A 24,936-nucleotide genomic window follows, 5' to 3' on the forward strand; every position below is an offset into this window, starting at 1 on the left:
TGAGGATGATCCGGGTGGGCGCGGAAGTCGACTACCAGCCTCGGACAGAGGCTGCATGCCGCCGAATACCCCAGGGACGCACGATATGCCGCCCAACGGCAGTCCCCGGCCGGCACGGGGGGAGCCGACCGGGGACGCTGCGAGGCGCGCCCGGAGAGGACGACGCCTTGATACTTAACCACATGTTAGTTTGATTTCCAAACCTCAAGCCCGGGCGCCATCCCTCTCTCGCGCTCCACCAACCCCGGGGATGGTTCGGCAGTAGGTTCTCGGGGGCAGTGCGAACCGGCCGCAGTGCAGTCAGATGGGAAGCTCGAACCACACTGTCCTTCCGCGGCCACTCGGCGAGTTGCCCCATTCCGACGCGAGGGCCGAGACGATCATCATTCCCCGGCCCCCCTCCGCCTGGTCCTCGCCCACCTTCCCTACGTTTCTGGCCGGATGCGGATCGCTGTCCCTGACCTCTACACGCAAGGAGTCGGATAGCCTCTAATCCGAAGATCCACATCGCTGCCGGCGTGCACGAGCGCATTGGTGACGATCTCCGACAGCATCAGCTGCGCCTCGTCGTCCAGCGGCTCGATGTTCCATGCGGCGGGCCACTCACCCAGGAAGTGGCGAGCTCGCTGCACTCCTTGCAGGTCGCGTCTGGGGATTTCCAGAGGGCGTACGAAGTTGCGTGCCCGCGCGGAAGGCTCCTCGTAGCGGAGAAGCATCAGAGCAGCGTCGTCCGAGGCGCGCGGAAGTACTGCCGCCCGCTTCACCACTTCGTCCCCGAGTGCCTCCAGCTGCCCGCGGGCAGCCTCGTAGGCGCTGTCGATGAGACTGGGGGTGATCTCATGTCCACCACCGCTACCCAAGAAGCCGTCGGTGAAGAAGGCCACGAGTGCCCCCGGCTGCAGATGGACATCCACATCGGTGCACTCGTACTCGGTCTCGATCCCCAGCGGCAGACCCACATCCGGCTGGAGATCGAGATAGTTGCTGGACGCATCCCTGATCAAGGGCGTGGGGTGACCCGCAGTGGCCACCCGCATCCGCCCCGTCTCCAAGTCCAGCCACCTCGGGCACAGGGTAAAGCCACCTCGCCGAGTCTCTGGCGAACAAGGCCATCGACGAGGGGATGAAGGTCTCCTGGTTCACTCTCGAATCGCTCACCGCCCACCTGGGGCGCGCGACCGTGGACAACACCGTCTCCAAGGTCGCGAAGATCACCCGGTGCGACCTCATCATCATCGACGACATCGGCATGCTGCCCTCCGGACAGGCCGCCGCCGAAGCGTTCTACCGAGTCATCGACGCCGCCTACGAACGCCGGTCCGTGATCGTCACCTCGAACCTGCATCCTTCAGGCTTCGATTCGATCATGCCCAAGACGCTGGCCACCGCCGCCGTCGACCGACTCCTGCACCATGCCCACATCGTCCTCACCGAAGGCTCCAGCCTGCGGCTGACCCAGGCCACCACCGGTCAGGGTGGCGTCCCTCTGAACCAGCCGAGCTGATCCTGACCTGCTCAGGCGGCTGGCTCTGGCAGATGACCGAGGTGCTCGATGACCCGCTTGCGCAGGAGAAGGTACTCGTCCCAGCGACGCAGGGGGCCCGGCGGGCGCTCGACGACACGGGCCTCGGTGACGGTCTCGCCCCGCTGGAACTGCTCGCGCGTCAAGTCGAGTTCGACACCGCTGGGCAGCCGGTTCCACCAGTGGAAGCCGTGCTGATCCCGACCAAGATGCACTTCGCCGACCACAAGATCTCCGCCGAAAATGTCATGGACGATCAAGGCGGTGATGTCACAGTGGCCCCAGGCAGGATTGTCGGCCGTCCAGGCAATGCCACTCAAATCGCTCGGCGAGCAAGTGTCGGCAGCCCAACTGGCTCGCAAGGCTTTGTCGAGGTCGAGCAGGTTCCAAGGAATCATGCCGGCAGCATCGCAGCCACCACTGACATCGCTGGCGCACCGGGCCCTATCCCCAACCCGCACGCACCCCCATCCGAGGGACGAATAGTCGTACCGGGCAGGGAGATCGACTGTCCGCCTACAAGGACCTGAAAAGTCCGCTCACCCGGACGGCCCGCTGTCCGTGGACAGCGCTCCGCCCCTTGCTGGGGATTGAGCTACAACCGCCCGCTCATGTCCCATCCTGACACCGTCATCTCTCCCATGAGATCAGTGTCCTCGATCGTGTTCCCGCATGTAGAACAATGGCTTTCCGGCTCTAGAGCATGGTCATGGTGGGCAAGGCGCAAGGGAGGAGTCGTGACCGCCCATTTGTTGCCCCAGGCAAGCAGTGCCCGGAGCACGTGACTAAGATCTTTTCCTGCCTCGGTGAGGTAGTAGCCTTCATGACGGCTTTCCTCACTCACGGATCGACGTTCGAGAACCCCCGCCTCGACCAGGCTGCGGAGACGAACCGACAGGCGATCCCGTGGCGCCCCCGTGTTGCGGGCTATCTGGCTGAACTGGTGATTGCCGAAGAACACCTCGCGCACCACAAGCATCGACCAGCGGTCGCCGACCAAGTCCATCGTTGCAGCAATCGCGCATGGCCTGCCGTTGAGGGTTGCGGGATCTCGCCGAGGAACCATGCAGCCCATAGTGCCACAGCCTGCAGTTTGAAGGCCGAACTGAGAATTCGGTCCCTCAGCCACCGTCGGAGCCTACCTCTTCGCCGGGTGTTGCTCCAGAGACCATGCGGCCGATTACGGCTCCCAGGCAGACCCGTCGGAGGACGAACCGGTCCTCGGCACATCCGTTTCGCAGACGCCCGGTGAGACGCCGGCGACCGTCACGTCACTGCACGAGTGGCACCTGGCACACCTTCCCCCGGACACCCGGCCGCTGCCGTCGGTGCCCCTACGACCAACTGCTACGACGTCGCCGCACCAGCGGCGGCGGCCATCATGAGGGAGAGGCCCAGTGACCCTGCCCCGCCAGCGAGGCTTGACCGAGCGGGCCGCCGACGCGGCAATCGACACCGCCTGCCGCCTGCTGCGACTTCCGTCGATCCGCAACGAGTTCAACGAGATCGCCGACCGGGCGATCAAGGACCAGATGACCTACCGCGGCTTCCTCGCCGAGCTGCTGATGACCGAGTGCGACGACCGGGCCAGGCGCCGTTCGGAACGGCGGATCAAGGCCGCGGGCTTTCCACGGGAGAAGTCCCTGCGGGCCTTCGACTTCGACGCCAACCCGAACATCGACGCCGCCACCGTCCACACCCTCGCAAGCTGCGAGTGGATCAAGAAGAGTCAGCCCCTCTCAGATCAGCCCGCCCATTCGCCCCTCACATACGCCGCCGTCGGCATCGGCGTGGTCAAAGACAAAGACGCTGGCTCGGGGTCGGGTGGCGCGGTGGTCTGGCTCCGCTGCCGACAGGCAGACCCCGGTCAGAGACGCCTCCCGTACTCGTCGAGATTGAGGGGGCTATTAATCAGCCGACGGTGACCTCGGTTACATCAATGGTGACCAAGACAGGTTCTGGCAGGGGTCGGCCACTCTCCGGGACGGGCACCACGTACCGACGTGTCGGGAAGACCAAACCGGAGACAGCGGTGTGCGCGTCGCTGTAATGGGCTGCAGGCGGAGCGCCAAGAACCTCCGCCGCGTAGTCGTGGCGGCGAAGCAGGCCGGAGGTGTTGTAGTAGAAGACCTGCTCCCTGCCGTGCGTGACGAGGTCCGCAGGGAACACCGCTCGCAGTCGGCGCCACTGCTCGCCAGCCTCGTCCCAGGGCTCCAGCTCCTCCACCTGCACGCCAGGGCGGGTAAGCAGATAGGGGGCTGTGAAGTAGTTCCACATGGCGTAGCCTCCGAAATACAGGGAGTGAAGGCGGTCCCATGGCGTCTCGGGGCCATGTCCGGCGAAGGCTTCTCGCGGAGCGGTGCGCTCCTCCAGCACCTTCCCGTCCGGTGCCTCGATCATCACCCGGTCGGGGGTGAACACGCCGCGCAGACCGGGGGCAGTGAAGTCGTCGTAGACCAGATGCGGTTCCTGCACATCAAGAGTGAAGTCCGCGTTGGTGTAGATCCCTTCCTGGCCGCGCCAACCCCATAGCCGGCCGCCCACCGATCCCTTCACATGGATGGTCCGGGCCTTGCGCCATTGAGGAAGACCTCCGTGAGCGTCAAGGACGAGATTGAGCAGATCAGTCATGTCACGGTTTCCTGTTCCTGTTCACGCGATTGGTGGCTGTTCACTCTTCTTCGGGGTCGCACGCCCCTACGCGCTGTCCGGGGACAGTGCGTAGGGGCGTGCGATCTGCAGCTGTGCGGCCTCGGTCCGTATCGGGTACGGACCTCTTGTAGTACCTGGGGAACTCGACGAGGGCCTGCCCGGGCTTCGACGACCAGCGGGTGGACCTGCCGAGGGGTCGTTTCTGACACAGGGCTGCGCGGTGGAATCCGCGTAACCCCGGGCGTGTCAGCCCTCCTTGGTGAGGAAGGAGTCGACGTCGGCGGCGAACTCGGCGTGGTGCTGGTAGAGGAAGCCGTGCGCCGCATCCGGGTAGATCTTGACCTGAGCGTGCGGGATAAGGCCGGCGAGCAGGTGGGAGTAGTGCGGCAGGATCATGGGGTCGCTGTCACCGTTCGCCACGAAGACCGGTGCCGTGATGGTGCCAACGCGCTGCAGGAGGGCGTGGTTGGGGATTCCCCACGCGGTGATTGCGTCGTACTGCGAGAGGCGGGTTTCCCAGGTAGTGGGGTGGTCGGGATCCGTGGTCCGGGCGAAGGCGCGCTGGGCGAACTCCAGACCTGCCTGCTGACTGGCCGGTGAGGGCGCGAAGAAGATGCCGAGGAACTTTTCCGGCTGGGTCTCACGGGCGCCGACGGCGTCGATCACCTCGGGGGCCCAGCCATGCATACCGGCGGCTCCCTGCGGTGCGGAGGACGCCAGGACCAGGCGGCGCACGAGGGCGGGCCGGATCAGGGCCACTTCCTGGGCCACGAAGCTTCCGAGGGAGAAGCCGAGGATGTCGGCCCGGTCGATGCCCAGGGCGTCCAGGAAGGCGATCGCGTCGTGGGCCATGAGTTCCACGGTGGCCGGGGTGGTCCCGCTTGACGCGCCCACTCCGGTGTTGTCGAACGTCACGACCCGCCGGTTCGCCGCCAGCGCCTCGACCAGGGCGGGGTCCCAGTTGTCAAGGTTGCCCCGGAAGTGCTGGAACAGTACGAGCGGCACACCTCCGTCGCCAAGTTCGCGGTAGGCGAAGCGGACGCCGTTGGCAGCGTCGACGGTCCGGGTGGGGGCTTCGATGTACGCCGTCATGGTGGTACGCCTTCTCGTTCGTCGGGCTGGATCATGCCGGTTTCCGAAGGGTCTGACGCGGTGACGTTTTCAGGACCGACGCATCAACGAAGGGAAACCGATCGGTTTCCAAACCGTACACCGATCGGTTTCCACCGTCCAAGCGACGTCGTAACCTGGTGCCATGGCGAAACCGACACCCTCCGCACCCACCTCCACGCGCGAGCGTCTGTTGGATGCCGCGGCCGAGCTCTTCTACCGGGAAGGCATCGGCGTCGGCACCGAGGCGCTGTGCCGCGCTGCCGGTGTGTCCAAGCGCTCGATGTACCAGCTCTTCAGCAGCAAGGAGGAACTGATGGCGGCAAGTCTTGAGCACAGCGCACCCGTCTATCAGGCGTCCCTGCTGCCCGCGGAGGACGACGACCGCTCCCCCCGGGCCCGGATCCTGTACGTGTTCGAGCAATTGGAGAAATTCGCGGCCGGGCAGGACTTCCAAGGGTGCCCCCTCCTGTCCATCGCAACGGAACTCAAGTCACCTCGGCATCCGGCGAGCGTGGTGGCCAGACAGTTCAAGAACACGCTGACCGCGTTCCTCGAGAAGGAAGCCAGAACTGGCGGGGCAAAGGACCCGGTCCTGCTGGCACGGCAGTTGACCATTGCGTTCGACGGGGCGAGCGCCCGGGCCGTCATGCAGGGTGAGGGGATCGACGGTCTCGCCGTGGCGACGGCAAGCGCCCTCCTCGATGGTGTTTCCGGCCTGCCATGTTCACTTCCGGATACCACATAGCGCGTTCTGCGGAGCCCGCTGCCGGGACGAGTGGTCGTATCCATGAGGCATTCCCCATGGCTCCTCCCGCTCGTGAACGAGGAGGGCTTCTCGCTCTGCCGGTTGGGCTTCGCGGCGGACCAGCCCGTAGAACATTGAGCGCCCCGACGACGTCGGCGTGCGCGGTGTGACCGCACGAGACGCAGTGGAACTTCTCCTGTGCAAGCCGGTCCTCCTTCGCGGTGTGCCCGCACTCGGGACACCGCCGGGAAGTGTTGCGGGGATCCGCGGCAATCACTACCCGCCCGGCGCCATCAGCCCTGGCGTGCAGGATCGTCAGGAACACACCATCCGGCATCGTTGATCGATCGGTTGAGTCCGGTCTTCGAGGCGGCACCGTTGGGAAGGAAGCTGCCCGGAGCCTCCGGGCCGGCTTCGGCCCGAGGGCCTTGACCATGTTGCGGATCGTGAGGTCTTCATGCGCGATGAAGTCGAGTTCCCGCACGAGGGCAAGAGCCGTCTTGTGCGCGTGGTCCAGGCGCTGACGGCGAACCTTGGGTGGCGTTTCTGGGCGTTCGGAGGGGGAATCACCGCGCGGATGCCGCGCCTGCGTAGGTACTCGCGGATGGCGCGTGAGGAGTACGCCTTATCGGCCAGGACCACAACGGCGCGAGAACCGGTGCGGGTACCCCGGCATCCGCGGGATCAGCGCGGCACCTTCGATCCGAAAACTGCTGGCGGGTTACTTGTCACCTGAATCGCCTCTCGTCAACGGCGCCCCATGGTGTCGGCCCGCTCTCCGGTACCGATCGAGGGCACGCTCGCCACGCAGGCCCGCACGTCGCGAGTTCCCTGCCCCGTGAGCTTGTTCAGACGCAGATCGGCCTGTTCAGATACTGATCACGATCTTTCCGCGGGTGCGTCCGCGCTCGGCGTGCGCGTGGGCATCGGCGATCCGTTCCAGGGGGTAGGTCTGGTCGATACGGGGTGTGTAGCGGCCTTGCCCGCCCAGTTCCGCCGCCGCAGACAGGAGGGCGGAGTCGTTCACCGCGTTGACCACATGCGTGCCCAGGCGCTGCCCGCCCGCGTGGTCGGCGACCGTCGCGACGCGCTTCGGGTCGCCCGCGATCGCGACGAGGTCGTCCAGGGAGCCCGAGGCCGCGGTGTCGAGCACGAGGTCGACGCCGTGCGGAGCGAGGGTGGTGAGGCGCTGTGCGAGGCCAGGGCCGTAGGTGGTGGGAACGGCGCCGAGAGAGGTGAGGAACTCGTGGTTGCGTTCGCTGGCTGTCCCGATCACGGTGGCAGTACCTTGTGCCACGGCGATCTCGACCGCCGCGCTGCCCACGCCTCCGGCGGCACCCTCGATGAGGAGGGTGCGCCCCGCGAGGGAGCCGAGCGCGTTCAGTCCGCCCATCGCGGTCACTGACGCGAGACCGGCACCAGCGGCCTGCTCGTCGTTCCACGTGGCGGGGGTGTGCGCCCAGGCCGAGAGGACGAGCAGTTCTGCGGTCGCCCCGGTGACACCGCCCAGTCCGAAGACCCGGTCGCCGATGCTCACCCCCTGCACCCCGTCGCCGATCTCGTCGACCACACCGGCGCCGTCGCGCCCGGGAATGTCGGGCAGATCCAGGGGGAAGATCTGGTGCAGGGAGCCGGAGCGCAGCTTCCAGTCGATGGGATTGACGCTGGCCGCCGCGACGCGGACACGAATCTCACCGGGTCCGGGGTGGGGGTCGGGGGCCTGCTCGATCACCAGGCTCTCCGCTCCGCCATATACGTGAAACCGGGCTGCGCGCATAATGGCTGCCTTACTTTGACGGGCCGGAATGACGTGTTCATCCGACGTCCGTCACGCTACAACCTGACGTTGACGTGAGGTGCAAGTCGACACGTCGCAACTGCCGCCCGGCCACGAGGAGGGCAGACGCGGATCGGTGAGGTTACCGAGCGGACGGGTGAGCCTGAGGGACCTGCGCTGCTACGGAGAACAGCAAGCGGCACCGGCAACACCTGGCGCACGGGCAGAGGGCACGCCGCCCGCCAAGATCGACACTCATGTGACCTCGGGCGAGCTCGGCGATCACGGCACGACGCGAGGCCTGCGCGTGCATGCGTGAACCGCGTGAACGCCCTCGGGTCCGCCGCCGGGTCATGATCAATCTCAGCGCCGGTAATGGTTCGATCGGCCCCCGGAGCCGGTATTGCTAGCCTGAAACTGACATCAACATGAGGTACGAGCGGGAAGAGAGTGACCTGCGCCATGCGCATCGGACAGCTCGCCAGGCGGTCAGGGGTCAGCGTGCGGGCCCTGCGCTACTACGAGGAACAGCGTCTCCTGGAATCGGCCCGGACACCCGGTGGGCAGCGTGACTATCCCGACGAAGCCCTGGAGCGGGTCCAGCTCATCCAGGACCTCTTCGCGGCCGGCCTCTCCAGCCGTACCGTCGTCGAACTCCTGCCGTGCGTGAGCACCGGCGTCGCGACCCCCGCCATGCTCGACCAGCTCGTCACCGAACGCGACCGCATCGCCGCACGTATCCGGGACCTGACCCGGGCCAAGACCAAACTCGGCCGCGTGATCGAGAATGTGACCGCGGCGAACGTGGTGCAGGACTGATCAGCCGGCCTGTCGCTCTCGCCGGCGATCCCTTCCGTCCGGAGCGAAATCGGACATGGTCGACGGGAGCGGTCCGTGCAGCCACGGCGGCCGGCCCCGTGTCAATACCTCCCCGCGTCATCGCCGACGACCTGCTGCACATCGTGCCTCTGCGCAGCACGACGCCGAGCCCGCCGAGGACGTCCAGCCCGATCGCCCCATCCCCGCCGGCCGTCGCGAAGGGCAGAACCCCGGCCTGGCCGGCATCTACCGGGCACTCGGCGACGACGCCGAGGAGTGGGCGATGCGGAACGTGAGCACTCTCGGGAGCACAGCGCACGCGATCCACGTCACCGCGGATACCTGGCGGATCGGTTCCAGGTCGCTGTGGCCAAGGAGTTCGGTGACCGCAACCCGTACCGGGCCGGCGCGGGGCTGACGGGGACATCGGCTTTCAGAAGGTCATGCCTCACTTGATCGAACGCACTCCACTGGGGCGGGTGCTTGCCAGGGTGGAGACGCCGCACGCCGCACCGTACGAGACTTCAGGGAAGCCCCACCCGGGCAGTCGAGGAGCCAGGAACGTCACCGCCGCCGAATGTCCGAAGGCCCCGCCGTGGAGGTCACGGAGCGGGGGCGCCATGGTCCCGTTGGCCGGCCCCCAGCACCACCAGCAGAGCGATTCCGCTGAGGACCACATTGCGGGTGGCCGCGTCCAGGCCGTTCCAGTCGTCCGACTGCCACATCGCGAACCACTCGCCGCCGATCGCGAGGAACCCCATACCGAACAGGAGCAGCACCATCACCAGGCCGACGGTGGAGATCTGCCGGGCCCGCGGACTCCGGCGGGCCCAGAGCCAGGTGCCGGCGAGCAGGACGAGGGCGGCCACGGTCTCCCAGGCGATGATCGCGACGTACGCCGCGTCCTGCAGGGTGCGCGAGGTGACCGCCCGCCACATCAGGTCCTTGTCCTGGAACGTGGTGTCCATCGCCAGCACATGACGCACGAAGTCCCTGTTCGTTCCGGCGTCCGTGATGTTACCGAAGGCGACGAGAGCGATGAGGAGTGCGACCGTCGCGGTGAGCAATGCGGCGGCGATCTCGTGTGATCCGAAAAAGCGTGTACGTGGTGGTGCCGTTCCCTCGGGCGGGACGGGCGGCGCATCCGGTGAATGGTTCATGATCAGACTATGGTCCGGACGGGGGCCGGTGGGAAGAGTCCAGGACAACGATGCCCAACCCACCCGCTCGTGGAGGCAGGAGTTCCGCAAGCCTTCGCGGGCATCCGGGAGCCGCTCGCCGGTGTGGCCACGGAAGAAGCGGCCGAAGTTCGCGGGATCGGTGAACCCGAGATGGACGGCCACAGCCCGGGCGTCCCAACCGCCACCTCCCAGCAGGCGCCGGGCTTCGAGCAGCCGCCGCTCGTCGATGACCTCACGCACCCCCTTGCCGGTGGCGTCCCGGGACGCGCGGCTGAGGGTACGAACCGAACAGCCGAGCAGGCCGGCATAGTCCGCAGCCCGGTGCAGTTCCCGGAAGTGCAGCTCCAGGGCGTCCACGAACCGTGCGTACGTGACCCTGCGGCCCGTGCCGCCCTCCAACGCGCCGGTGGAGGTGACATCCGGGGAATTGGCGAGGCGCAGCAGCAGCGATTCGAGCAGGCTGCGCCGCAGGGCGTGGTGGACGTCGAGCCGGCGGCGCCCCAGTGCACGGTGCTCGTCCAGGAGCTGGAGCGCCGTCCGCCTCAGCCAGGCCGCGTCATCGGGGTGCGAGCTGAGAACGGCAGGGGCCTCGTGCGCGGTGAGCGGGGCCAGCAGGCAGGCGGCGTCGGACGTCAGCACGTCCGGCTCGAACAGGATGAACAAGCCGCGGGCGGCGCCCGGTGGATGCCAGCACTGCGCGTGCCCGGGACGCACCCACAGCCACTGGCCGCAGGCAACGGTCCGCGTGACGTGGTCGACATCGTGGAGCAGCTCACCCTCGGTGACGAGGATCAGGTAGTGGAAAGTGGCGCGGCCCGGACGGCGCGGATTCCACGGCCAGTCGTCGTGCTCGGCAAAGAAGTCCTCGACGGTGCTCACCTCAAGGCCGTACGGAGTACCGACCGGCTGAAGGCCGCCGTCGCCAGGGTGCTGGGGCAGAGTCGGGAAGGATTCCTGCGAAGCTGCTGTTCAGGACGTTGCGGACGCCTCAGGAAGGCGGCCGAGGGTCACCCTCCGCCCAGGCTGCCTGCTCTTGGAGGTAATGCGCTGTCCTGTTGGAGTGGTGCTTCCGTAGGATCACGTCATGACTGCCGATGCCCCGCTCACCCGAGAGTCATTCCGGCGCCTCCATCCGATCAGCACGCCCCGTCCGGTGTCTCAGTTGCCGGGCCGTGTCTGGACCGACGAGGACTGGGAGCAGATCCGGCGCGGATATCACGCCTGGGACATGGATGAGAAGTGGAACGTCTTCGCTGAAGACGATGTCCTTTTCATGCACCGGAGTTGGACCGGCCGCGGCATCTATGAGGCGTCCTTTGCCCCCGCGACCGGTGGTGGGAGGAGGATCACCTCTGCTGTCGTGGAGGCCGATGGGGAGCGCTATCGGAGCAGGGGCGACGAGTACGACTGTCTGATGATGGAGCTGATCATCAGCGCGATCGTCCTTGGCGAGCCCGCCGCCGAACTCCGGGCCGGCCTTGTGGAGTTGACTGCCAGGGCTTCGGGAAAGAGTGATCCTCCCTCGGGTGTGGTGGAGCACAGTGCTCTGGGATTGCGCTCTGGATCGTAAGTTCTGCAGTCCGGAGAGTGCTGTCACAGCCCTGGGCCGTATGACTGGATCACGCGTTGCAGCGCAGGATCTCACCGTGTGCGGCGGCCAGTCGCTGTTCGAGCTCTTGGACACGCTCGTCGGCTGAGGGCGCCTGAGGGGGGAGGCCGGTCCTCGGTCCGTTGCTGGCCGCGGTCGGTGGCGAAGTGGTCGCAGCCGTGGCAGGCGTTTCCCTTGTCTCAGGACCGGGTGGGCGGCAGCAGGCAGTAGCCGTTGGGCAGGATGCGGTCGGTGCGGCGGTCGAGCTGCACGAGGTCGAGCATGTCGCGGCGGTCCATGCCGATCTCTCTCCCGTCGCGCCCGATCTCCCGGATGATCTCCACGACGTCGCGGTCGACGAGGACGGTGTTCGGTGCCGCGTCGATCTCCGTCTCCTGGTAGCGGTGCCGGGCAACCATCCCCTCGGGAACGGCGGCGGCGTCCAGGCCTGGGATGTCGGAGAGTGGTTCGAAGTCCGTCATCAGCACTTCGCTGGCCCGGCGTCCGGTCATGGCCTGGATGAGCCAGGCCCGCATGACTGCGGGATGTCCGAGTCCGGTCAGCTCGGCCTGGCGGGCGTCGCCGACGGCGGTGCGAGTCTGTTCGGCCGGCAGGCCGAGGAGCTCGATGTGGGTGAGCATGCTGCTGCCCTCACGGGCGGCGAGCCGTCATCGGGGGGAACAGCAGGCCCGACACGCGGTTTCGCCGTTCGGGCCTTCCGTGCTCCTGGATTCCGATCTCCGGGGTTGCGGGATTGAAGGTTCTACGAGCCGTGTCCTACCCGTTCGCCAAGAACTCGTCGAACGTACGCGGCGCATGCCCGGTCAGCTCCCGCACCACCGTCGTCACCTCAGACATCGCACCGGCTGCCATCTCTGCGTAGAGCAGAAGAAGGTCATCTACGAACCATCCGGGCAATCCCTGTGCCTGGAGACCCTCAGCCGCCTCCTGAGGTGTCAGATCACGGAAGGGAATGGTGAGCTTGGCGGCGATCTCCTCATGCGTCAGCGCCTCCGGCCCGGTGAGCGCATAGGTTTCGCCGTCTCGGAGCGGGTCTGTCAGCAGCACTGCGGCACAGGCGGCGACGTCGTAGGCGTCGATGTACGACACACGTCCCGCACCGTACGGACCTTCCAGGACACCACTGTGGGTGAAGCCGCCCTCGCCGGTGAGGAAATTCTGCATGTAGCCCGTGGGCTGCAGTGACGCCCACCGCAGCCCGGACGCCTTGAGGTACTGCTCGATCTCCCAGTGCGCGCGTACGGACAGCTTCGCGTCCCGGCCGGGTTGCCATGCCGATATCTTTACCACCCACGAGACCCCGACAGCCCGTGCCGCGTCGATGACGCCGGTCTGCTGCCGGATCATCGGCTGCTGCCCGTCCACGGGAAGCGCGCCGCCACTGTTGAGCAGAAGACGGTCAACGCCCTTCAGAGCGGACTCCATCGACACCGGATCGTCGAAGTCCCCGACCACGAACTCGCAGTCCAGCTCCTTGCCCTTGCGCGCGTCCCGCACCAGCGCCCGAAAGGGCACGTCCGCCTCCGCAAGCGCCCGTACCAGGTACCGGCCAATGGTGCCGGTCGCACCCGTCACAAGAATCATCCTGTCCCCACCGTCCGAGAAAGCGTCAAGGGTCCTCACCAACACTACCGGAGGGTCCATCCGCTTACCGAGTTCAGGGACGCACCACCGAGCATGTTCATACCCGCGCTCAGAGACGTTCATAGGCACCTCAACGGCAGGCCCACGATGCGCGCCGTGCACCGGGTGCGCCGGCGCGCACCACCGCCGTGTAGGCGCACCACACCAGCCGATGCCGCGCGAAGGACGTCGCCCGGGCACAGCGCGCATCTGGCCTTTGCGGCGTTTTCTCTCTGATCGTCGCACTACGGTTGGCTCATGACTGATGATGGTGTGGTCGTGGATGAGGCGATCCGTGCAGCGTGGGACTCGTACCGGGTCCTGGAGAAGCGCACTTCCTCCGAGGAGCGCCAGCAGGCGCAGCAGCGGGTCAAGGCTGCGATGGACGCCCACGGGCGTCAGGAGGTGTCCCGGGGCACGGTCTTCATGGTGGGCGTGCTGACCGGGTATCTGATCGCCGAGCAGAACGATGGCGAGGATCGTCTTGATCCGCTCAGTGATCTGATCCCCGCTGTGATCCGCAGGCTCCCCACGTTCGAGATGGCCGACCCGGCTGAGGTGCCGATGGTCACCGGTGTCCTCATGGCCGCGGCGATGGGCATGGACACTGTGGCATGGCGCGACCAGTTCGGACAGATCTCGCCGAAGGAAGCCCTGGTCCACAGCTTCGTGTTGTGGCTGCTCGCCGACCTCTTCGACTCCATGACAGAACGGCCCGGCTCCATCGATCAGCTCATCCGGGCGGCCTTCGACTCCATGGCCGCCGAGCACAGCTGACGTGCTCTTTGGTTCCCGGTTCATCACCGTGACGCTCGCCGACAAGACCCCGAACAGCTACGCCGCAGACATGGCGGTGGCCGTCGCGATGGGCACATCCAGGCCGATCCCGGCCACCCCCTACCAGGAGGAGCTGCGCGAGCTGATCGAGGCCCGCACCGCGCTCAACCGAATCGGCTCGAACCGCAACCAGATCGCTCGCGTCGTGGAGGTGTGCGGGGCTTTCGCCGGCCCCCGGACCCCCGCTTCGGTTGGCAATCCCGGCCACGAACCCGCATCGTCGTGGTCATCCACGGCACGCGCCCGAGGAGACCGCCCCCTGTCCGCGTCGGCCGGGCCCACAGCTCCTGATCTTGGCCGGAACGCATGCTGTCCTACCAAGTACGACTTCGTCACCGAGGTTTCCAGCTCCCAGAACTCCTCGTTTCCGATGTCGAGGTCACAGCGAAGCATGCGAAGAGGTGCCCGGCTGACAGATGGCAGATCCGCCATTACGTCACGTACTGCACTCTCAGATCGCCTGGTACCAGTCTCCGGGGATGCGCCAGCAGGTCCGCCCCATCGCTGATGGCCTCCACCATGATGGCGTCGGTGAAGTCATCCGCCTCGAACACTCCATCGGTCAGTTGGCCTGCGAGGCTTGCTCGATGTGCACCCAGGCGCCGTTGCGGCCGCCGATGCCCAAGGAGGCTGCACCCTGGATCCCGCGATCTCGTACGTCGCGTGCGATCTGGACCGGACCGGTGATCCGGACATCAGTGGACCTGAATCCCGGTGACACGAGCCCGGGGGTGGCTGCCTGTGCACACATCGGCCCGTTGCCCCTGGCAGCGGTGCTTGAGCGGGCCCACCTGCACGATCCGAACGGGGGACACCGGCTATACGGCTGGCGCCCTCTTGGAGGGCGCCAGCCGTAGGCGATCTCACGCGGCAACGTGATGGCGCCTGGAGTTCCTGATCGTTTTGGTGGAGCCCGCAACTCTCAGGAGGGGTGTGTCTACGCTGGAAGAGATTGCCTCCTGGCCTTGAATGATTGATGAACCACGTTGCGGGGCGATTGGGATAATCCCTGCATCTAAACGCCATCTGGCTGGCAGTGGCTTTGTGTCCGGGTACGAACCGGCTGGTAGAGGCTGTGTTTGTCGTCAGCGTCGGCCCAGCGTCAGCGAGCACAAGCGTGGACACTCGCGCATCAATCGCGTTGGAGGGTATCCCCCGGATTGCCGGCCGGGTGGCACGATGCAGATCCGATCGGGGTCGGCAAACCCCTTTCGGATCGCAGAACTTGGAGCCCGCAATCGGTCTCGCGCGCAGGACGCGTGAGAGTCTCTCGATCTCAGGAGGCACAACCCATGTCACGTCCCTCTTTCCCGGCTCGCTGCGTGGTGCATGGCGACCCCTGCCGTAGTCGGCCCTCCACTCCCGATGCGGTGGTCATCGTGGTGATCACCGTGCTGGCGTGTGGGCTGTCCGCGAGCGGTCTGGAGTTGTCGTCGGTCCTGGCGGTACTGAGCGGCGCTGGAGCGGTGGCGGCAGGCACGCTGATGGCCCTGCGGGTAAGGGGCCGGAGGGTGGGTCACAGGCTGGTCCAAGTCGTGCACGCTGTCACTGCGCCCTGAGAATCCGCTGCTGCAGTGGGACGCAAGGAGAGGCCGATCGCGTCGTCCAACAGGGCGTTGGTCGCGTTGGCGCAATGGCTGCGCGACCAACGCACGGCCCGCGGATATTCGTATGCGGAGCTGGCCGTCCGTGCGGGTTGCCATGCCACCACCCTCCAACGGGCGGCTTCAGGGCGGTCAGTCCCCAGTGAGCAGAGCGTGCGCGCCTATGCGCGGGCCTGCGGTGCGCCGGAGAGCAAGGCGATGGAGCTGTGGCAACAGGCCCGAAGGCGCAGTTTCCGTAGCTCCGCCGGGGGTTCGCCGAACCCTCTGGGTATCGATGGCATCGACACGCTGCAAGCCGGCCTGCGAAAGCTGTACGAGTTGGCGGGCCGGCCGTCGGTGCGTGAGATGGAGACTCGAGCCGGTACGGGCTGTCTTCCGCACAGCACAGCGCACCGCATCCTGCGGAGCAGGACCGTACCTCGCGACATCCACCAGCTGACGGGCTTTCTGACAGCGTGCCTGGTCGCGCCGGCTGAGCATCCGCTGTGGATCGACGCCTGGCAGCGTGCGCTCGGTCAGGTAGAACTCCTCCCGCCACCACCAGTCACCCGTGCGGCTCCCAGAAGCGTGATTCTGGTGGAGATGGCGGCACGGCTCGAAGGTCGCAGGAGTGTCGAGCGCGTCGCGCCGGCACCGCCGCACGCGGTGCCGGCCCCAGGGCTCCATTTCGCCCTGCTGGGGCCGGTGCGCGCGTGGCACGAAGGCCAGCCGCTGGTGACCGGCTCTCCGCAGCAACGGGCCTTGTTGGCAGCCCTGTTACTTCGGGAAGGCCGGACCGCCACAGCGAGCGAGCTGATCGACGCGCTCTGGGGCGACGCCCCGCCCTCGCAGGCCTTGGCCTCCGTGCGTACCTACGCCTCCAGACTGCGCAAGCTGCTGGGACCCCAGGTATTGGTAACCGAATCCGGTGGCTACGCCATCCGTCTGCCTGCCCAAGCCCTGGACGTCACCAAGGCCAGGGACCTCTGTAAGCAAGCGGAAACTGCACGTGCCGCAGGAGACCTGTTCCAGGGGCGAAGCCTGCTTCGGCAGGCACTCGCGCTCTGGGAGGGCGAAGCACTCGCTGCGATCCCCGGCCCCTACGCGGAGAACCAGCGCACCAGCCTGGAGGAGTGGCGACTACAGATACTTGAATCCTGCCTAGACATGGACCTCACGCACGGTCAGCACGCTCAGGCGGTCTCCGAGCTCACCGCGCTGACTGCGGCGCACCCGCTGCGCGAGCGGCTCCGCGAGCTGCTGATGCTGGCCCTGTACGGCAGCGGCCGGCAGTCCGAGGCCCTCGCGGTATACGCGGACACACGCCGACTACTGGCCGATGAGCTGGGCGTCGACCCGCACCCCGAGCTCGCCCAGCTTCAGCAACGCATCCTGCAAGCGGATCCGACTCTCTATGGACCTTCGACGTCCGGCGCCTTCGACCCCGGTCACGCACACGTCCGGCCAGCACAACTACCGGCGGATCTGCCTGACTTCACAGGACGTGCCACCGTTGCGTCCAAGCTGGTCCGCCTACTCACTGCAACGGGCGAGAGGCCGGCGGTGGCTGCCATCTCCGGCACCGGCGGCGTGGGAAAGACCAGCCTGGCAGTGCACGTCGCACAGGCAACCCGTCATGCCTTCCCGGACGGCCAGCTGTATATCCCCCTTGACCACGTGCCGCCGACGGCTGCGCTCGGTCTGGCGCTGCGCGCTCTCGGAGTCGCTGAGCACAACATTCCCGAAAGCCTCAGCGGGCGCTCTGCCCTGTTCCGCTCCGTCCTGAACGACCGGCATATGCTGTTGTTCCTGGACGAAGCACAGGACGCAGCACAGGTCAGATGGTTTCTACCCGCTTCTGAGAACTGCGGCGTCCTGGTCACGTCACACAGAAGGATGATCGACCTGGCTGGGGCTCGTCTCGTGGAACTCGACGTGATGTCCCCGGACGAAGCGCTCAGTCTTTTCGCACAGATCGTCGGCGCGAGGAGGATAGCCACTGAACGCGAGCACGCCCGGTATGTAGTTGCCGCTTGCGGATTCCTGCCGCTGGCGATCCGCATTGCCGCTTCCCGACTGGCCTCCCGCCGTACCTGGTCCGTCGCGACGCTGGCTGGACGCCTGGCGGACGAGACCAACCGGCTGGCTGAGCTGCAGGCCGGCGACCTGGCAGTGCACACTGTCATCGCGCGGAGTTACGCCCGTCTTGATGCTGAACAAGCGCATGCATTCAAGCTGCTGAGTTCATCAACCAACCCGTTCATGTCCCTGTCCGAATCAGCGGGTCTCCTCCACCGCGGCCTTGCTCAGGCAGAGGACGTGCTGGAGAGCCTGATCGACGCCGGTCTGGTCATGCCCGTAGGCCCGACCCACTACCAGGTGCACGTTCTGGCACGGCTCTTCGCGATGTCCCTTGACGCTTCATGACCTTGCACCATTGACCTTGCACCACCATCGTCCGGACCGCTGCTGCGGAGCACTCGTCGGCAGCCTCCGGGCCGACGGCAACCCCGGACAGACGGACCGTCCTACGCTCGGGAAGCGCAGGGCAGTCCTGCTGTGGAAGGGGCGAGCAGCGCACCCGTCCCCACCCCCACGGCAGGGCCAGAACCCGAGATCTTCATCAGCCTTCTGGATGCACCACGACCGGCTCACCACCGCACACGCCATCTGCTGGCTGGCGGACGATCTGGTAGTGCGCTCGCGAGGGTGGTTGTTGCCGATCCCTGCCTCGTCCAGGGTCACCGCTCCCTGCGCTCATGCCGTCCGGCTCCTCGACACACGCGGGAGCACTACCAAATCTTCACCTGCCGGGTGACGGTACGTGCCGTGAACAGGCGTTGCGGGTTCGCCCTCATAGCCATACTGAGGCTGCCACGTCAAGTCCGGTACCTTCGGGGGCCGTTCATGCCGAGCCGCGCGGTAGCTTACGGACTTCACATGCGTCACTGACCCATGAGGAACTCACGGGGGGAATCATGACATCCGATGCGGACGAGTCGCCCAGGACGATCACGGAGCCACCAGGAGATCTGGAGAAAGGCCCGTCTGGCGGGCCGGAACACGTGCCCCGCCTCTATGTACGGCTGATGGCGGCGATCGGCACGATCGGGATCGTCGCCGCCGCAGCCGCTGCGGCCGTCGGTTTCACCACCGACCCGGTGCTCCGGTTGCCGGAGACCATGCCGAGCATGCCAACGCCTGGCCAGACCTCTCTGCCGACCGGATTCATCACAGCACTCCCTACCGATCTCCCGACCGACTACACCAAACCGACGCAGCTACCGAGCGGCTTCCTCCCCTCCGGCTTCACGACCGACCTGCCCACCGACTTCCCCTCGACGTTTCCCACCGAGTTCCCCACGGATGTGCCAGGGCTGCCCTCGGACTTTCCCAGCCTGCCCGAGCTCCCGCAGGACGGAGGGGCCTCATGACGGTGGCAGCCGATGCCGTACCGACCGTGCCCGGCGGGCCACCGGCGCGCACGCCCCGGAACGGTATGACGGGCGCGATCATCGTGGCCCTCGCGCTGTCTGCGGTGTACGCGGTCGGCCAGATCCTCTTCTGGGCCGCGCCCGAACTCCCCTCGCCCACGAACTGGCTCAAGTTCTTCCTGCTGCCCGAGCCGGCACCCTTCCAGATGACGCGGGTCCTACTTCTGGTCGGCTGGGGGGTCGCGGCCCTGCTCGGTCTCGGTCTACTGCTCGCGGGGCGCGGCGGCACCCCGGGGTCCGGCCCCGGAGCCCGCCTTCCCGAACAAACCGCGCGTGTTTGCCAGTTGGCCATTCTCGGCGCCCTGCTGCTGCCCTTCACCGTGATGCCGCTGGCCACTATGGGGGCAAATCCACTGCAGCTGTTGCTCTGCCTGCCCTCCACACTGGCGGCGCTGCTCCTCATCCATCGGGCGCAGCTCTACCGGCGGATGCCCGGATGGCTGCTGCTGACCGGCTTCGGGTGGGGAGCTCTTGTCGGCGGTGGGTTCGGGATCGTCATGATCACCTGGTTTCAGCGGTCTCTGCCCGGCTACTTCCTGTCCCGCTACTGGGAGCGCCCCCGGGACAGCGTCCGCGAGCTCTACGTCCTGTTCCCCCTCGATGCGGCCCTGGTGACGGAACTCGGCAAAGCGGCCGGAGTCGCTGCGCTCTTCCTGCTCTTCCGGCGCCACATCGACGGCGTGATCTCCGGAGTCGTCCTCGGCGCGGCCGTCGGGCTCGGGTTCAACCTCACCGAGACGGTCCACTATCTGGGCTTCGTCAACCCGGAGCACCATTTCACTCAGTTCTGGGACCGGCAGGTAGTCGGGCTGATGGCGGCCCACGTGGCCTTTACCGCGCTTGCGGGTGCCGGGATCGGCGCAGCCCGCTGGCTGCCGGCGCGCCGTGACCGGTGGGTGGTCGTGGGTGGTGGGTTCCTGGGCGCAGTGGGCGGGCACTTCGAGACGGACGTGATGCTGATCCATCTCGACAATCGCAGGGCGGACTGGTACGCCAACGAGACCCTCGGTCTGCTCATCGGAATCCCGGTGATGACGTTGATCACCTCAGGGGTGTTCGTAGCGCTGTACGTGCTGATTGTGCGCCGTGGCCTCAAGGCCCAGGCGGCGGGACTGGGTGATGCGCTGCGTGCCGAGGCAGTTGCCGGGCATGGTGCGGTCACCGAGCCGGAGATCGACCTGCTGCTCTCCCCGCGCCGTCGTCTCCTGCTGGAAGTGCGGGTATGGCGCCGCGACGGCACGGCGGGGCTGCGCCACCTTCAGCGGTTCCAGCAGGCGCAGCTCGACCTCGCAGTACAGCGCTGGCACCGCGGACGTCCCGGCGCTGATTCCTTCATCCCGCCGGAGGAGCGACTCCGCAGTCGCGTACTGGAGTTGAAGGGCACCTCCACGCCCCCCGAGACATCCCCGCTGCCCACCCGGGAGGAACTGTCGTGATCGGCCACCGCATCGTAAGGCTGTCAGCCCTGACCGCCGCTACCGCGGCCCTGGTCATCGGTGCCCCCTCGCCCGCCTCGGCGGAGTGTGCGGCCCCCACCTACCACGGCGGTCTGCCACTACGGGTCGGAGAGTGCCCCGAGGCAGTCGCAGGCGGCGCGGCGGCCGGCGTGTGGGCGCTCCTCGTTCTCGTCGCAGGGCTGTGGCTCGCCTCCGCGCTGTCCCGGTCGCGAGCTTCGACGGACGCCGATCTGCGAACTGTCGACAGGGTGTTCACCAACCAGGGCCAGACCGAGGACGGACTGTGATCCGCCCCGCCGTTCATACCTGGCTGCGCGGCCTCACGGCCCTGTTGGCGGCGTTCGCGGTGGCCTTCGCCTCTCATTCGCTGGCCGTCGCGGCGGAGATGGAGAAAGCGAAACCCCCCGCTGTACCTGGTACGGAACTGGAGCATTTGTACGAGAGCCCTATCGGGCGGATGGCGTACGTAGCAAGGGACGCAAGGTACCTCTCCAGCCCGAGCAAGACGGGGAGAGTCCTGGCCATCGGGTTCGTGGACATCACGGGTTTGGACGGTGTGCGGACCGGCGGATACGAGGTCGTCGACGCCGCAGAACTTGCGGAGAGCAACCCGGATCTCTACAAGCAACTCCGTCTCGACGAACGATCGAAGATCAAGCGCTTTATGATCATCAAAGCGACGAACGATAAGTCAGTATTCTCCAACAACGAGTCCGTTCTGCAGCGCCTCCACGCCGAGGAACTCATTCTGGTCCAGATGACCAAGTTGGGTGTACAGGACCCCGTTCGTCTCTCCACGATCTACAGCGACTACTCTCCCTGCAAGTCAAAGTGCTCCCCTAAGATTCCACCGACCACCGACCGGTTCTTCGCAGCGGTCTACCGGTCGAAGGGTTACAAGCAGAAGTTGGAGGCCCGCCTCGGCGAGGCGGGCCGAGCAGCAAAGGCTGACCCATCGTTCCAGAAAGAGAAGGCGGCCGAGAAAGCGAGGCTGGCAGAACTCAAGAAGGAGAACACCAAGCGCAAGTACGAGACAGCCAAGAAGACAGACAAGGTCTTCAGAACTGGTCAAGGCAAGCCCTGCAGCCAGCAGAACCTCAGTATCCGACTGGCACTCGTCTCACGGATCGATGCCGCGGGACCGGATTGCGACGAGAGCGTCGCCCCGCCCGACAACGGCCTCATCAAGGCACTGACGGACCCCCCTTCCGGGACGACCGGCGGCATCGACTTCTCCAGCATGCAACTGCGCTACCTGTCGGACCCCGGCGACGGCAGCGGATTGCAGTACTCGTTCAGTGCCCAGAGCGACCCCATGCACGGCGATCTGCGCACCTCCACCGGTCTGAAGGCCGCCGGGCAGACCTCCGACGCATTCTTCGTCTGGCTCTCCCTCAACCCGCGGGACTTCTGGGTCAACCTCAACCCCGACGAGCCAGACCGCATCGTCGACGACCAGCTGGGGCGCACGGATGCCGGACGCGTCCTGCTGGAGGCCGATCTACGGATGAAGAAGACGGTCGGTGAGCTGATCCATCCGCACAGTGCGCTGGGCCGTAAGTTCTGGGGCGGAGTCAAGGGTGACTGCTTGTCCTTCCGCAACTGGATCCTGCCGGCGCCTGCACCGGTCCGCCAAGAGGGCGACAAGCTCTACATCCTCGAAGCGCCTCTCGACGTGAAGATGGAAACCCAGTACCTGGCGAGCCATGGGCAGTCGTCCGCCCGCTCGTGCCCTCAGCAGGACCAGGCCACAGAGGACCACAATGAAGAACTCTTCCGTAGCCTGATCCTCCCCAAGCTCAAACAGGCCATCAACAGTGCCCCTGAGTACGCCGCCCTGCGCCGTGTCTATCTCGCCCGGGTCGCCGCCCAGTGGTACCGCGAGCTGAGTCTGGCCAAGGAGACGACGTACGGCAAACTCATCAACAGCGGCGACATCGACACCTGGACGACCACCGACGGTTGGAAGCCCACCGATACCTTCGACCAGTACGTCGACTCGTACACCAAGGGCGATTTCAAGGTCACCGACAAGACCACCCGCGGTAACACCACCTATGTGCAGACCTACGTCTACGGCGGTGTCGACCTCACCAATATTCCCCTTGAAAAGATCTCTGACGAGCGGTTCACCGCGGACTTCGCAAAGCTCCCGCAGAACGTCGACCGCTCGTTGAACGCACCGTCAACCACCGACGGGGGCGACAACGTCTGGCTCGGCTCGCCAACCCCCCGCCAAGCAGCAGCTGGCCTCGGCCCAACTGCGGAGCCTGGATCCGTAGGCACCTGGGCCCTGCGACTGCTACCGGTGTGCCTCCTCCCCATAGCCGTACTGCTTTGGCGGCGCCGACGCCGCCTGAACACCTCCGCTCAGGCGAGCCCCCTGCGCCGCGCGGCAGTCGGAGACGGCAGGGGACAACGGGGTTCCTCCCGCCGAACTCCGTAGTTCAGCCGGATCACGTTTCGGAGGGACACTCCAGGATGGAGCTGCCGGTGCTGCCTGGTGAGGGCAGCACCGGCAGCTTGCGGGGCGAGCCAGCTAGGGATCGTTGATCGTCAGTGCCTCAAGCGGCTCACCAACCGGAACGGACCATAGAAACCGGATGACGTCCTTCAACGCTGCTGCGGAAAGCTGGTTCGCTGCCCTCAAGCCGGAGATCGGAACCACCGCCCGGGAGACCCGCGAGGCCGCCCGGGCCGATATCTGTCGCTCTATCGAGATCGAGTACAGCCGCAGCCCACTCCGCAGGCAGCCCGAGTACGGGGACGCCACCCCGCTCGAAACGAGATCCTTGCTCAGGAACGGCCTCACCCCCCGCAGCGTAGACACCCGCTGTCCAGGCCCCGGGGGGAACTTCAAGGTGAGAGTCAGCAGCGGTTCAGGCGCGCCCCGTCGAGCGATCATGACGGGCGCGCGGCAGGTCGCCGCCGCGGTTTCGGGGTGACCGCCTACCGCGAAGAGGCGCGGTTTCAGTCCTTGGTGACTACGGTTCGGTCCCTGGAGGTGGTGGTTCAGTTCCCGGAGCCGACGATGGCGGTGACGCGGATCTCCACGCGCATGGCGGCGAGGCCGAGGACCGTGACGCCGGTCTCGGTCCAGATCGGCGCGCGGCCGTCGAGGCGACGGCGGAACTGCTCGGCCATGACCGTGTTGTGGTCCTCGCCGATGACGTCATCTCCCGGTGCGACCTTGTGGTAGGAGTTGACGTGAATGACGTCCTTCCATGTCGCACCGACCGTGGCGAGCGTGCGCTCCACGTTGTCGAAAGCCTGGATGATCTCGTCTTCCAGCGAGTCGGGGATGACCAGGTCGTCATCCACCCCGGCCTGGCCGGAGGTCTCGACCCGGTCGCCGACACGGACGGCCCCGCTGTAGCCGAGGGCCTCGTGCAGCTTCTCGCCGAAGCCCGGAGTGATGCCGAAGGTGACGGTGCTCATGATGCTCCCTCTTCCTGCCGATGGGGGCGCGTTTCCTCACACATGAGTTCACGCGTAAAGTGAGATTAGCAAGCAATGACTTCAAGCGCAAAGTGATGGCGGACTTCGCCGGAAGGGCGGGATGATCCATGAGCAGCACGGGAGGGCCCATGAGTGGCACGGGCGAACACGAGGACGACGAGGAGCTGCGATGGCTCGACGAACAGGAGAAGGCGGCGTGGACGGGGCTGATCTCCCTCGTCCTGCTGCTGCCCGGCAAGCTGGAGTCGCCGCTGCGGAAGGAACACGGCCTCACCCTGTTCGAGTACCTCGTGCTCAGCCATCTCTCCGAGGCCCCGCAGCGCAAGCTGCGGATGGGAGAGCTCGCCTTCCTCGCCAGCGGGTCGCTCTCCCGCCTGTCCAACGTCATCAAACGCTGTGAACAGCGCGGCTGGGTCGTACGGACACCCGACCCGGCCGACGGCCGTTACACCCTCGCCGAACTCACCGACGCCGGCTTCGACATCGTGCACCTGGCAGCGCACACACACCTGCGCGCCGTACGCCGCATCGTCCTCGACTCGCTCAACACGACCGACCAGAAGGCCCTCGCCCGCATCGCACAGAGACTCCACATCGTCCCCGACGACTTCGGCTGACGGCCGTCCCACGCGACGCCCCGAGACGAGCAGGCACCGAGGTGAGCGAGGACGTCGCTCACCCTTGGTTTCGCCGAGTTGATGTGTGAGGCCGTGGCATTCCGCACGACGTCACAGGCCGGTCGTCACATGGCCATGCGCACACGATCCCCAACCGCAGCAACGGCCAGGCCGCCGTCGACGCCCAACAGCCCACCTCGGTGCGGACCGAGCCTGACCGGTCGCGCCGCACGACCTGCGCTCGACCTGCCCCCGAACGTCACGCTGCGGTGGCGCAACAGCTTCACGTCCGCCTGGACGATCAAGTCCTGTGCCTGGCTGGCCCGTCTCGCGAGATCTCTGTCCATCGGGAGCTTCTAGGCCCGGACTTCGCGGGTCGTTGATTCGTATGATGTGACCGGTCCGGGCGTGTCCCGGACCGGTGGTGTGGCGTTGGGTGGGGTGTGTC

General features: G+C 66.5%; 19 protein-coding genes and 7 pseudogenes. 13 read left to right on the plus strand and 13 right to left on the minus strand.

All coding sequences use genetic code 11. The annotated features are described in order from the left end of the window. Nucleotides 1-464: 464 nt before the first annotated feature. Complete coding sequence (locus ACFYQ5_RS34730) at nt 465-1,073, minus strand: SpoIIE family protein phosphatase (protein ID WP_389203481.1); 609 nt, start codon at nt 1,071-1,073, stop codon at nt 465-467. 20 nt (nt 1,074-1,093) lie between these two features. Between ACFYQ5_RS34730 and ACFYQ5_RS34735 the strand changes: the two are divergent. Further along, a pseudogene (locus tag ACFYQ5_RS34735) lies at nt 1,094-1,504 on the plus strand (ATP-binding protein); the annotation flags it as partial. A gap of 11 nt (nt 1,505-1,515) precedes the next feature. Here the strand turns inward: ACFYQ5_RS34735 and ACFYQ5_RS34740 are convergent. Further along, nucleotides 1,516-1,920 (minus strand): hypothetical protein, encoded by a 405-nt coding sequence (locus tag ACFYQ5_RS34740; protein ID WP_389203446.1) that lies wholly within the window; start codon nt 1,918-1,920, stop codon nt 1,516-1,518. A gap of 197 nt (nt 1,921-2,117) precedes the next feature. Beyond that, nucleotides 2,118-2,528 (minus strand): winged helix-turn-helix transcriptional regulator, encoded by a 411-nt coding sequence (locus tag ACFYQ5_RS34745; RefSeq protein WP_389203447.1) that lies wholly within the window; start codon nt 2,526-2,528, stop codon nt 2,118-2,120. A gap of 391 nt (nt 2,529-2,919) precedes the next feature. On the opposite strand from ACFYQ5_RS34745, the pseudogene ACFYQ5_RS34750 reads away from it, so the two are divergent. Further along, nucleotides 2,920-3,261: pseudogene (locus ACFYQ5_RS34750) on the plus strand (ATP-binding protein); the annotation flags it as partial. Between the two features lie 172 nt (nt 3,262-3,433). Here ACFYQ5_RS34750 and ACFYQ5_RS34755 read toward each other — a convergent pair. Together ACFYQ5_RS34755 and ACFYQ5_RS34760 are read right to left on the minus strand one after the other, a co-directional pair. Beyond that, nucleotides 3,434-4,153 (minus strand): hypothetical protein, encoded by a 720-nt coding sequence (locus ACFYQ5_RS34755; protein WP_389203449.1) that lies wholly within the window; start codon nt 4,151-4,153, stop codon nt 3,434-3,436. A 267-nt stretch (nt 4,154-4,420) separates the two neighbouring features. Further along, the gene (locus ACFYQ5_RS34760; RefSeq protein WP_389203451.1) at nt 4,421-5,266 is read right to left on the minus strand and encodes an alpha/beta fold hydrolase; all 846 of its coding nucleotides are present in this window, start codon (nt 5,264-5,266) and stop codon (nt 4,421-4,423) included. Between the two features lie 163 nt (nt 5,267-5,429). Here ACFYQ5_RS34760 and ACFYQ5_RS34765 point away from each other — a divergent pair, with 163 nt between their 5' ends. Beyond that, nucleotides 5,430-6,032, plus strand: coding sequence for a TetR/AcrR family transcriptional regulator (locus ACFYQ5_RS34765; protein ID WP_389203453.1), 603 nt, complete (start codon nt 5,430-5,432; stop codon nt 6,030-6,032). A 118-nt stretch (nt 6,033-6,150) separates the two neighbouring features. On the opposite strand, the pseudogene ACFYQ5_RS34770 reads toward ACFYQ5_RS34765, so the two are convergent. The 3 genes and pseudogenes from ACFYQ5_RS34770 to ACFYQ5_RS34780 all read right to left on the minus strand — a co-directional run. Then, a pseudogene (locus ACFYQ5_RS34770) lies at nt 6,151-6,567 on the minus strand (RNA-guided endonuclease InsQ/TnpB family protein); the annotation flags it as partial. A gap of 11 nt (nt 6,568-6,578) precedes the next feature. Beyond that, nucleotides 6,579-6,674: pseudogene (locus tag ACFYQ5_RS34775) on the minus strand (IS5/IS1182 family transposase); the annotation flags it as partial. A 226-nt stretch (nt 6,675-6,900) separates the two neighbouring features. Further along, nucleotides 6,901-7,809, minus strand: a complete 909-nt coding sequence (locus ACFYQ5_RS34780; RefSeq protein WP_389203455.1) for an NADP-dependent oxidoreductase — start codon at nt 7,807-7,809, stop codon at nt 6,901-6,903. A gap of 462 nt (nt 7,810-8,271) precedes the next feature. Between ACFYQ5_RS34780 and ACFYQ5_RS34785 the strand changes: the two genes are divergently transcribed. Next, a complete protein-coding gene (locus ACFYQ5_RS34785) occupies nt 8,272-8,628 on the plus strand; it encodes a MerR family transcriptional regulator (protein ID WP_389203457.1) in 357 nt (118 codons plus the stop codon). Nucleotides 8,629-9,230: 602 nt separating this feature from the next. Here ACFYQ5_RS34785 and ACFYQ5_RS34790 read toward each other — a convergent pair. After that, the gene (locus ACFYQ5_RS34790; RefSeq protein WP_389203483.1) at nt 9,231-9,788 is read right to left on the minus strand and encodes a DUF2165 domain-containing protein; all 558 of its coding nucleotides are present in this window, start codon (nt 9,786-9,788) and stop codon (nt 9,231-9,233) included. Nucleotides 9,789-9,911: 123 nt separating this feature from the next. Continuing rightward, nucleotides 9,912-10,688, minus strand: a pseudogene (locus tag ACFYQ5_RS34795) (helix-turn-helix domain-containing protein); the annotation flags it as partial. A 205-nt stretch (nt 10,689-10,893) separates the two neighbouring features. Here ACFYQ5_RS34795 and ACFYQ5_RS34800 point away from each other — a divergent pair. Beyond that, nucleotides 10,894-11,379, plus strand: coding sequence for a hypothetical protein (locus ACFYQ5_RS34800; protein ID WP_389203459.1), 486 nt, complete (start codon nt 10,894-10,896; stop codon nt 11,377-11,379). A 218-nt stretch (nt 11,380-11,597) separates the two neighbouring features. Here ACFYQ5_RS34800 and ACFYQ5_RS34805 read toward each other — a convergent pair whose 3' ends face one another. Both ACFYQ5_RS34805 and ACFYQ5_RS34810 read right to left on the minus strand, forming a co-directional pair. After that, on the minus strand, nt 11,598-12,038 hold the full coding sequence (locus ACFYQ5_RS34805; RefSeq protein WP_389203460.1) for a hypothetical protein: 441 nt from the start codon (nt 12,036-12,038) through the stop codon (nt 11,598-11,600). A gap of 136 nt (nt 12,039-12,174) precedes the next feature. Next, complete coding sequence (locus ACFYQ5_RS34810) at nt 12,175-13,125, minus strand: SDR family oxidoreductase (protein WP_389203462.1); 951 nt, start codon at nt 13,123-13,125, stop codon at nt 12,175-12,177. A gap of 174 nt (nt 13,126-13,299) precedes the next feature. On the opposite strand from ACFYQ5_RS34810, the gene ACFYQ5_RS34815 reads away from it, so the two are divergent. The 7 genes and pseudogenes from ACFYQ5_RS34815 to ACFYQ5_RS34845 all read left to right on the plus strand — a co-directional run bounded on the left by ACFYQ5_RS34815 (nt 13,300) and on the right by ACFYQ5_RS34845 (nt 22,858). Further along, the gene (locus ACFYQ5_RS34815) at nt 13,300-13,818 is read left to right on the plus strand and encodes a hypothetical protein (RefSeq protein ID WP_389203464.1); all 519 of its coding nucleotides are present in this window, start codon (nt 13,300-13,302) and stop codon (nt 13,816-13,818) included. 1,634 nt (nt 13,819-15,452) lie between these two features. Then, nucleotides 15,453-15,662: pseudogene (locus ACFYQ5_RS34820) on the plus strand (multiprotein-bridging factor 1 family protein); the annotation flags it as partial. Nucleotides 15,663-16,064: 402 nt separating this feature from the next. Then, a pseudogene (locus ACFYQ5_RS34825) lies at nt 16,065-17,867 on the plus strand (BTAD domain-containing putative transcriptional regulator); the annotation flags it as partial. Nucleotides 17,868-18,439: 572 nt separating this feature from the next. Beyond that, nucleotides 18,440-18,895 carry a hypothetical protein gene (locus ACFYQ5_RS34830; RefSeq protein ID WP_389203466.1) on the plus strand — a complete coding sequence of 152 codons (456 nt, stop codon included), beginning with the start codon at nt 18,440-18,442 and terminating at the stop codon, nt 18,893-18,895. Next, the gene (locus ACFYQ5_RS34835; RefSeq protein WP_389203468.1) at nt 18,892-20,391 is read left to right on the plus strand and encodes a PrsW family glutamic-type intramembrane protease; all 1,500 of its coding nucleotides are present in this window, start codon (nt 18,892-18,894) and stop codon (nt 20,389-20,391) included. Before ACFYQ5_RS34830 ends, ACFYQ5_RS34835 begins: the two co-directional genes overlap by 4 nt. Beyond that, a complete protein-coding gene (locus tag ACFYQ5_RS34840) occupies nt 20,388-20,699 on the plus strand; it encodes a hypothetical protein (protein WP_389203470.1) in 312 nt (103 codons plus the stop codon). Before ACFYQ5_RS34835 ends, ACFYQ5_RS34840 begins: the two co-directional genes overlap by 4 nt. Next, nucleotides 20,696-22,858 carry a hypothetical protein gene (locus ACFYQ5_RS34845; RefSeq protein ID WP_389203472.1) on the plus strand — a complete coding sequence of 721 codons (2,163 nt, stop codon included), beginning with the start codon at nt 20,696-20,698 and terminating at the stop codon, nt 22,856-22,858. The genes ACFYQ5_RS34840 and ACFYQ5_RS34845 overlap by 4 nt, the downstream gene beginning before the upstream one ends. Nucleotides 22,859-23,424: 566 nt before the next feature. On the opposite strand, the gene ACFYQ5_RS34850 is transcribed toward ACFYQ5_RS34845, so the two are convergent. After that, nucleotides 23,425-23,850: a Rid family hydrolase gene (locus ACFYQ5_RS34850; protein WP_389203474.1), complete on the minus strand. Its 426-nt coding sequence runs from the start codon at nt 23,848-23,850 to the stop codon at nt 23,425-23,427. A 128-nt stretch (nt 23,851-23,978) separates the two neighbouring features. Between ACFYQ5_RS34850 and ACFYQ5_RS34855 the strand changes: the two genes are divergently transcribed. After that, nucleotides 23,979-24,488, plus strand: coding sequence for a MarR family winged helix-turn-helix transcriptional regulator (locus ACFYQ5_RS34855; protein WP_389203477.1), 510 nt, complete (start codon nt 23,979-23,981; stop codon nt 24,486-24,488). The last annotated feature ends 448 nt before the right edge of the window (nt 24,489-24,936 follow it).

This window comes from Streptomyces sp. NPDC005794 (assembly GCF_042871445.1).
Taxonomy (GTDB): Bacteria; Actinomycetota; Actinomycetes; order Streptomycetales; family Streptomycetaceae; genus Streptomyces.

Coding starts and splice junctions, on each gene's coding strand:
- ACFYQ5_RS34745 (WP_389203447.1), bottom strand. CDS start 2,528: ATGGACTTGGTCGGCGACCGCTGGTCGATGCTTGTGGTGCGCGAGGTG.
- ACFYQ5_RS34790 (WP_389203483.1), bottom strand. CDS start 9,788: ATGAACCATTCACCGGATGCGCCGCCCGTCCCGCCCGAGGGAACGGCA.
- ACFYQ5_RS34780 (WP_389203455.1), bottom strand. CDS start 7,809: ATGCGCGCAGCCCGGTTTCACGTATATGGCGGAGCGGAGAGCCTGGTG.
- ACFYQ5_RS34805 (WP_389203460.1), bottom strand. CDS start 12,038: ATGCTCACCCACATCGAGCTCCTCGGCCTGCCGGCCGAACAGACTCGC.
- ACFYQ5_RS34855 (WP_389203477.1), top strand. CDS start 23,979: ATGAGCAGCACGGGAGGGCCCATGAGTGGCACGGGCGAACACGAGGAC.
- ACFYQ5_RS34785 (WP_389203457.1), top strand. CDS start 8,272: ATGCGCATCGGACAGCTCGCCAGGCGGTCAGGGGTCAGCGTGCGGGCC.
- ACFYQ5_RS34765 (WP_389203453.1), top strand. CDS start 5,430: ATGGCGAAACCGACACCCTCCGCACCCACCTCCACGCGCGAGCGTCTG.
- ACFYQ5_RS34815 (WP_389203464.1), top strand. CDS start 13,300: ATGACTGATGATGGTGTGGTCGTGGATGAGGCGATCCGTGCAGCGTGG.
- ACFYQ5_RS34810 (WP_389203462.1), bottom strand. CDS start 13,125: ATGAACGTCTCTGAGCGCGGGTATGAACATGCTCGGTGGTGCGTCCCT.
- ACFYQ5_RS34760 (WP_389203451.1), bottom strand. CDS start 5,266: ATGACGGCGTACATCGAAGCCCCCACCCGGACCGTCGACGCTGCCAAC.
- ACFYQ5_RS34800 (WP_389203459.1), top strand. CDS start 10,894: ATGACTGCCGATGCCCCGCTCACCCGAGAGTCATTCCGGCGCCTCCAT.
- ACFYQ5_RS34755 (WP_389203449.1), bottom strand. CDS start 4,153: ATGACTGATCTGCTCAATCTCGTCCTTGACGCTCACGGAGGTCTTCCT.
- ACFYQ5_RS34835 (WP_389203468.1), top strand. CDS start 18,892: ATGACGGTGGCAGCCGATGCCGTACCGACCGTGCCCGGCGGGCCACCG.
- ACFYQ5_RS34850 (WP_389203474.1), bottom strand. CDS start 23,850: ATGAGCACCGTCACCTTCGGCATCACTCCGGGCTTCGGCGAGAAGCTG.
- ACFYQ5_RS34830 (WP_389203466.1), top strand. CDS start 18,440: ATGACATCCGATGCGGACGAGTCGCCCAGGACGATCACGGAGCCACCA.
- ACFYQ5_RS34740 (WP_389203446.1), bottom strand. CDS start 1,920: ATGATTCCTTGGAACCTGCTCGACCTCGACAAAGCCTTGCGAGCCAGT.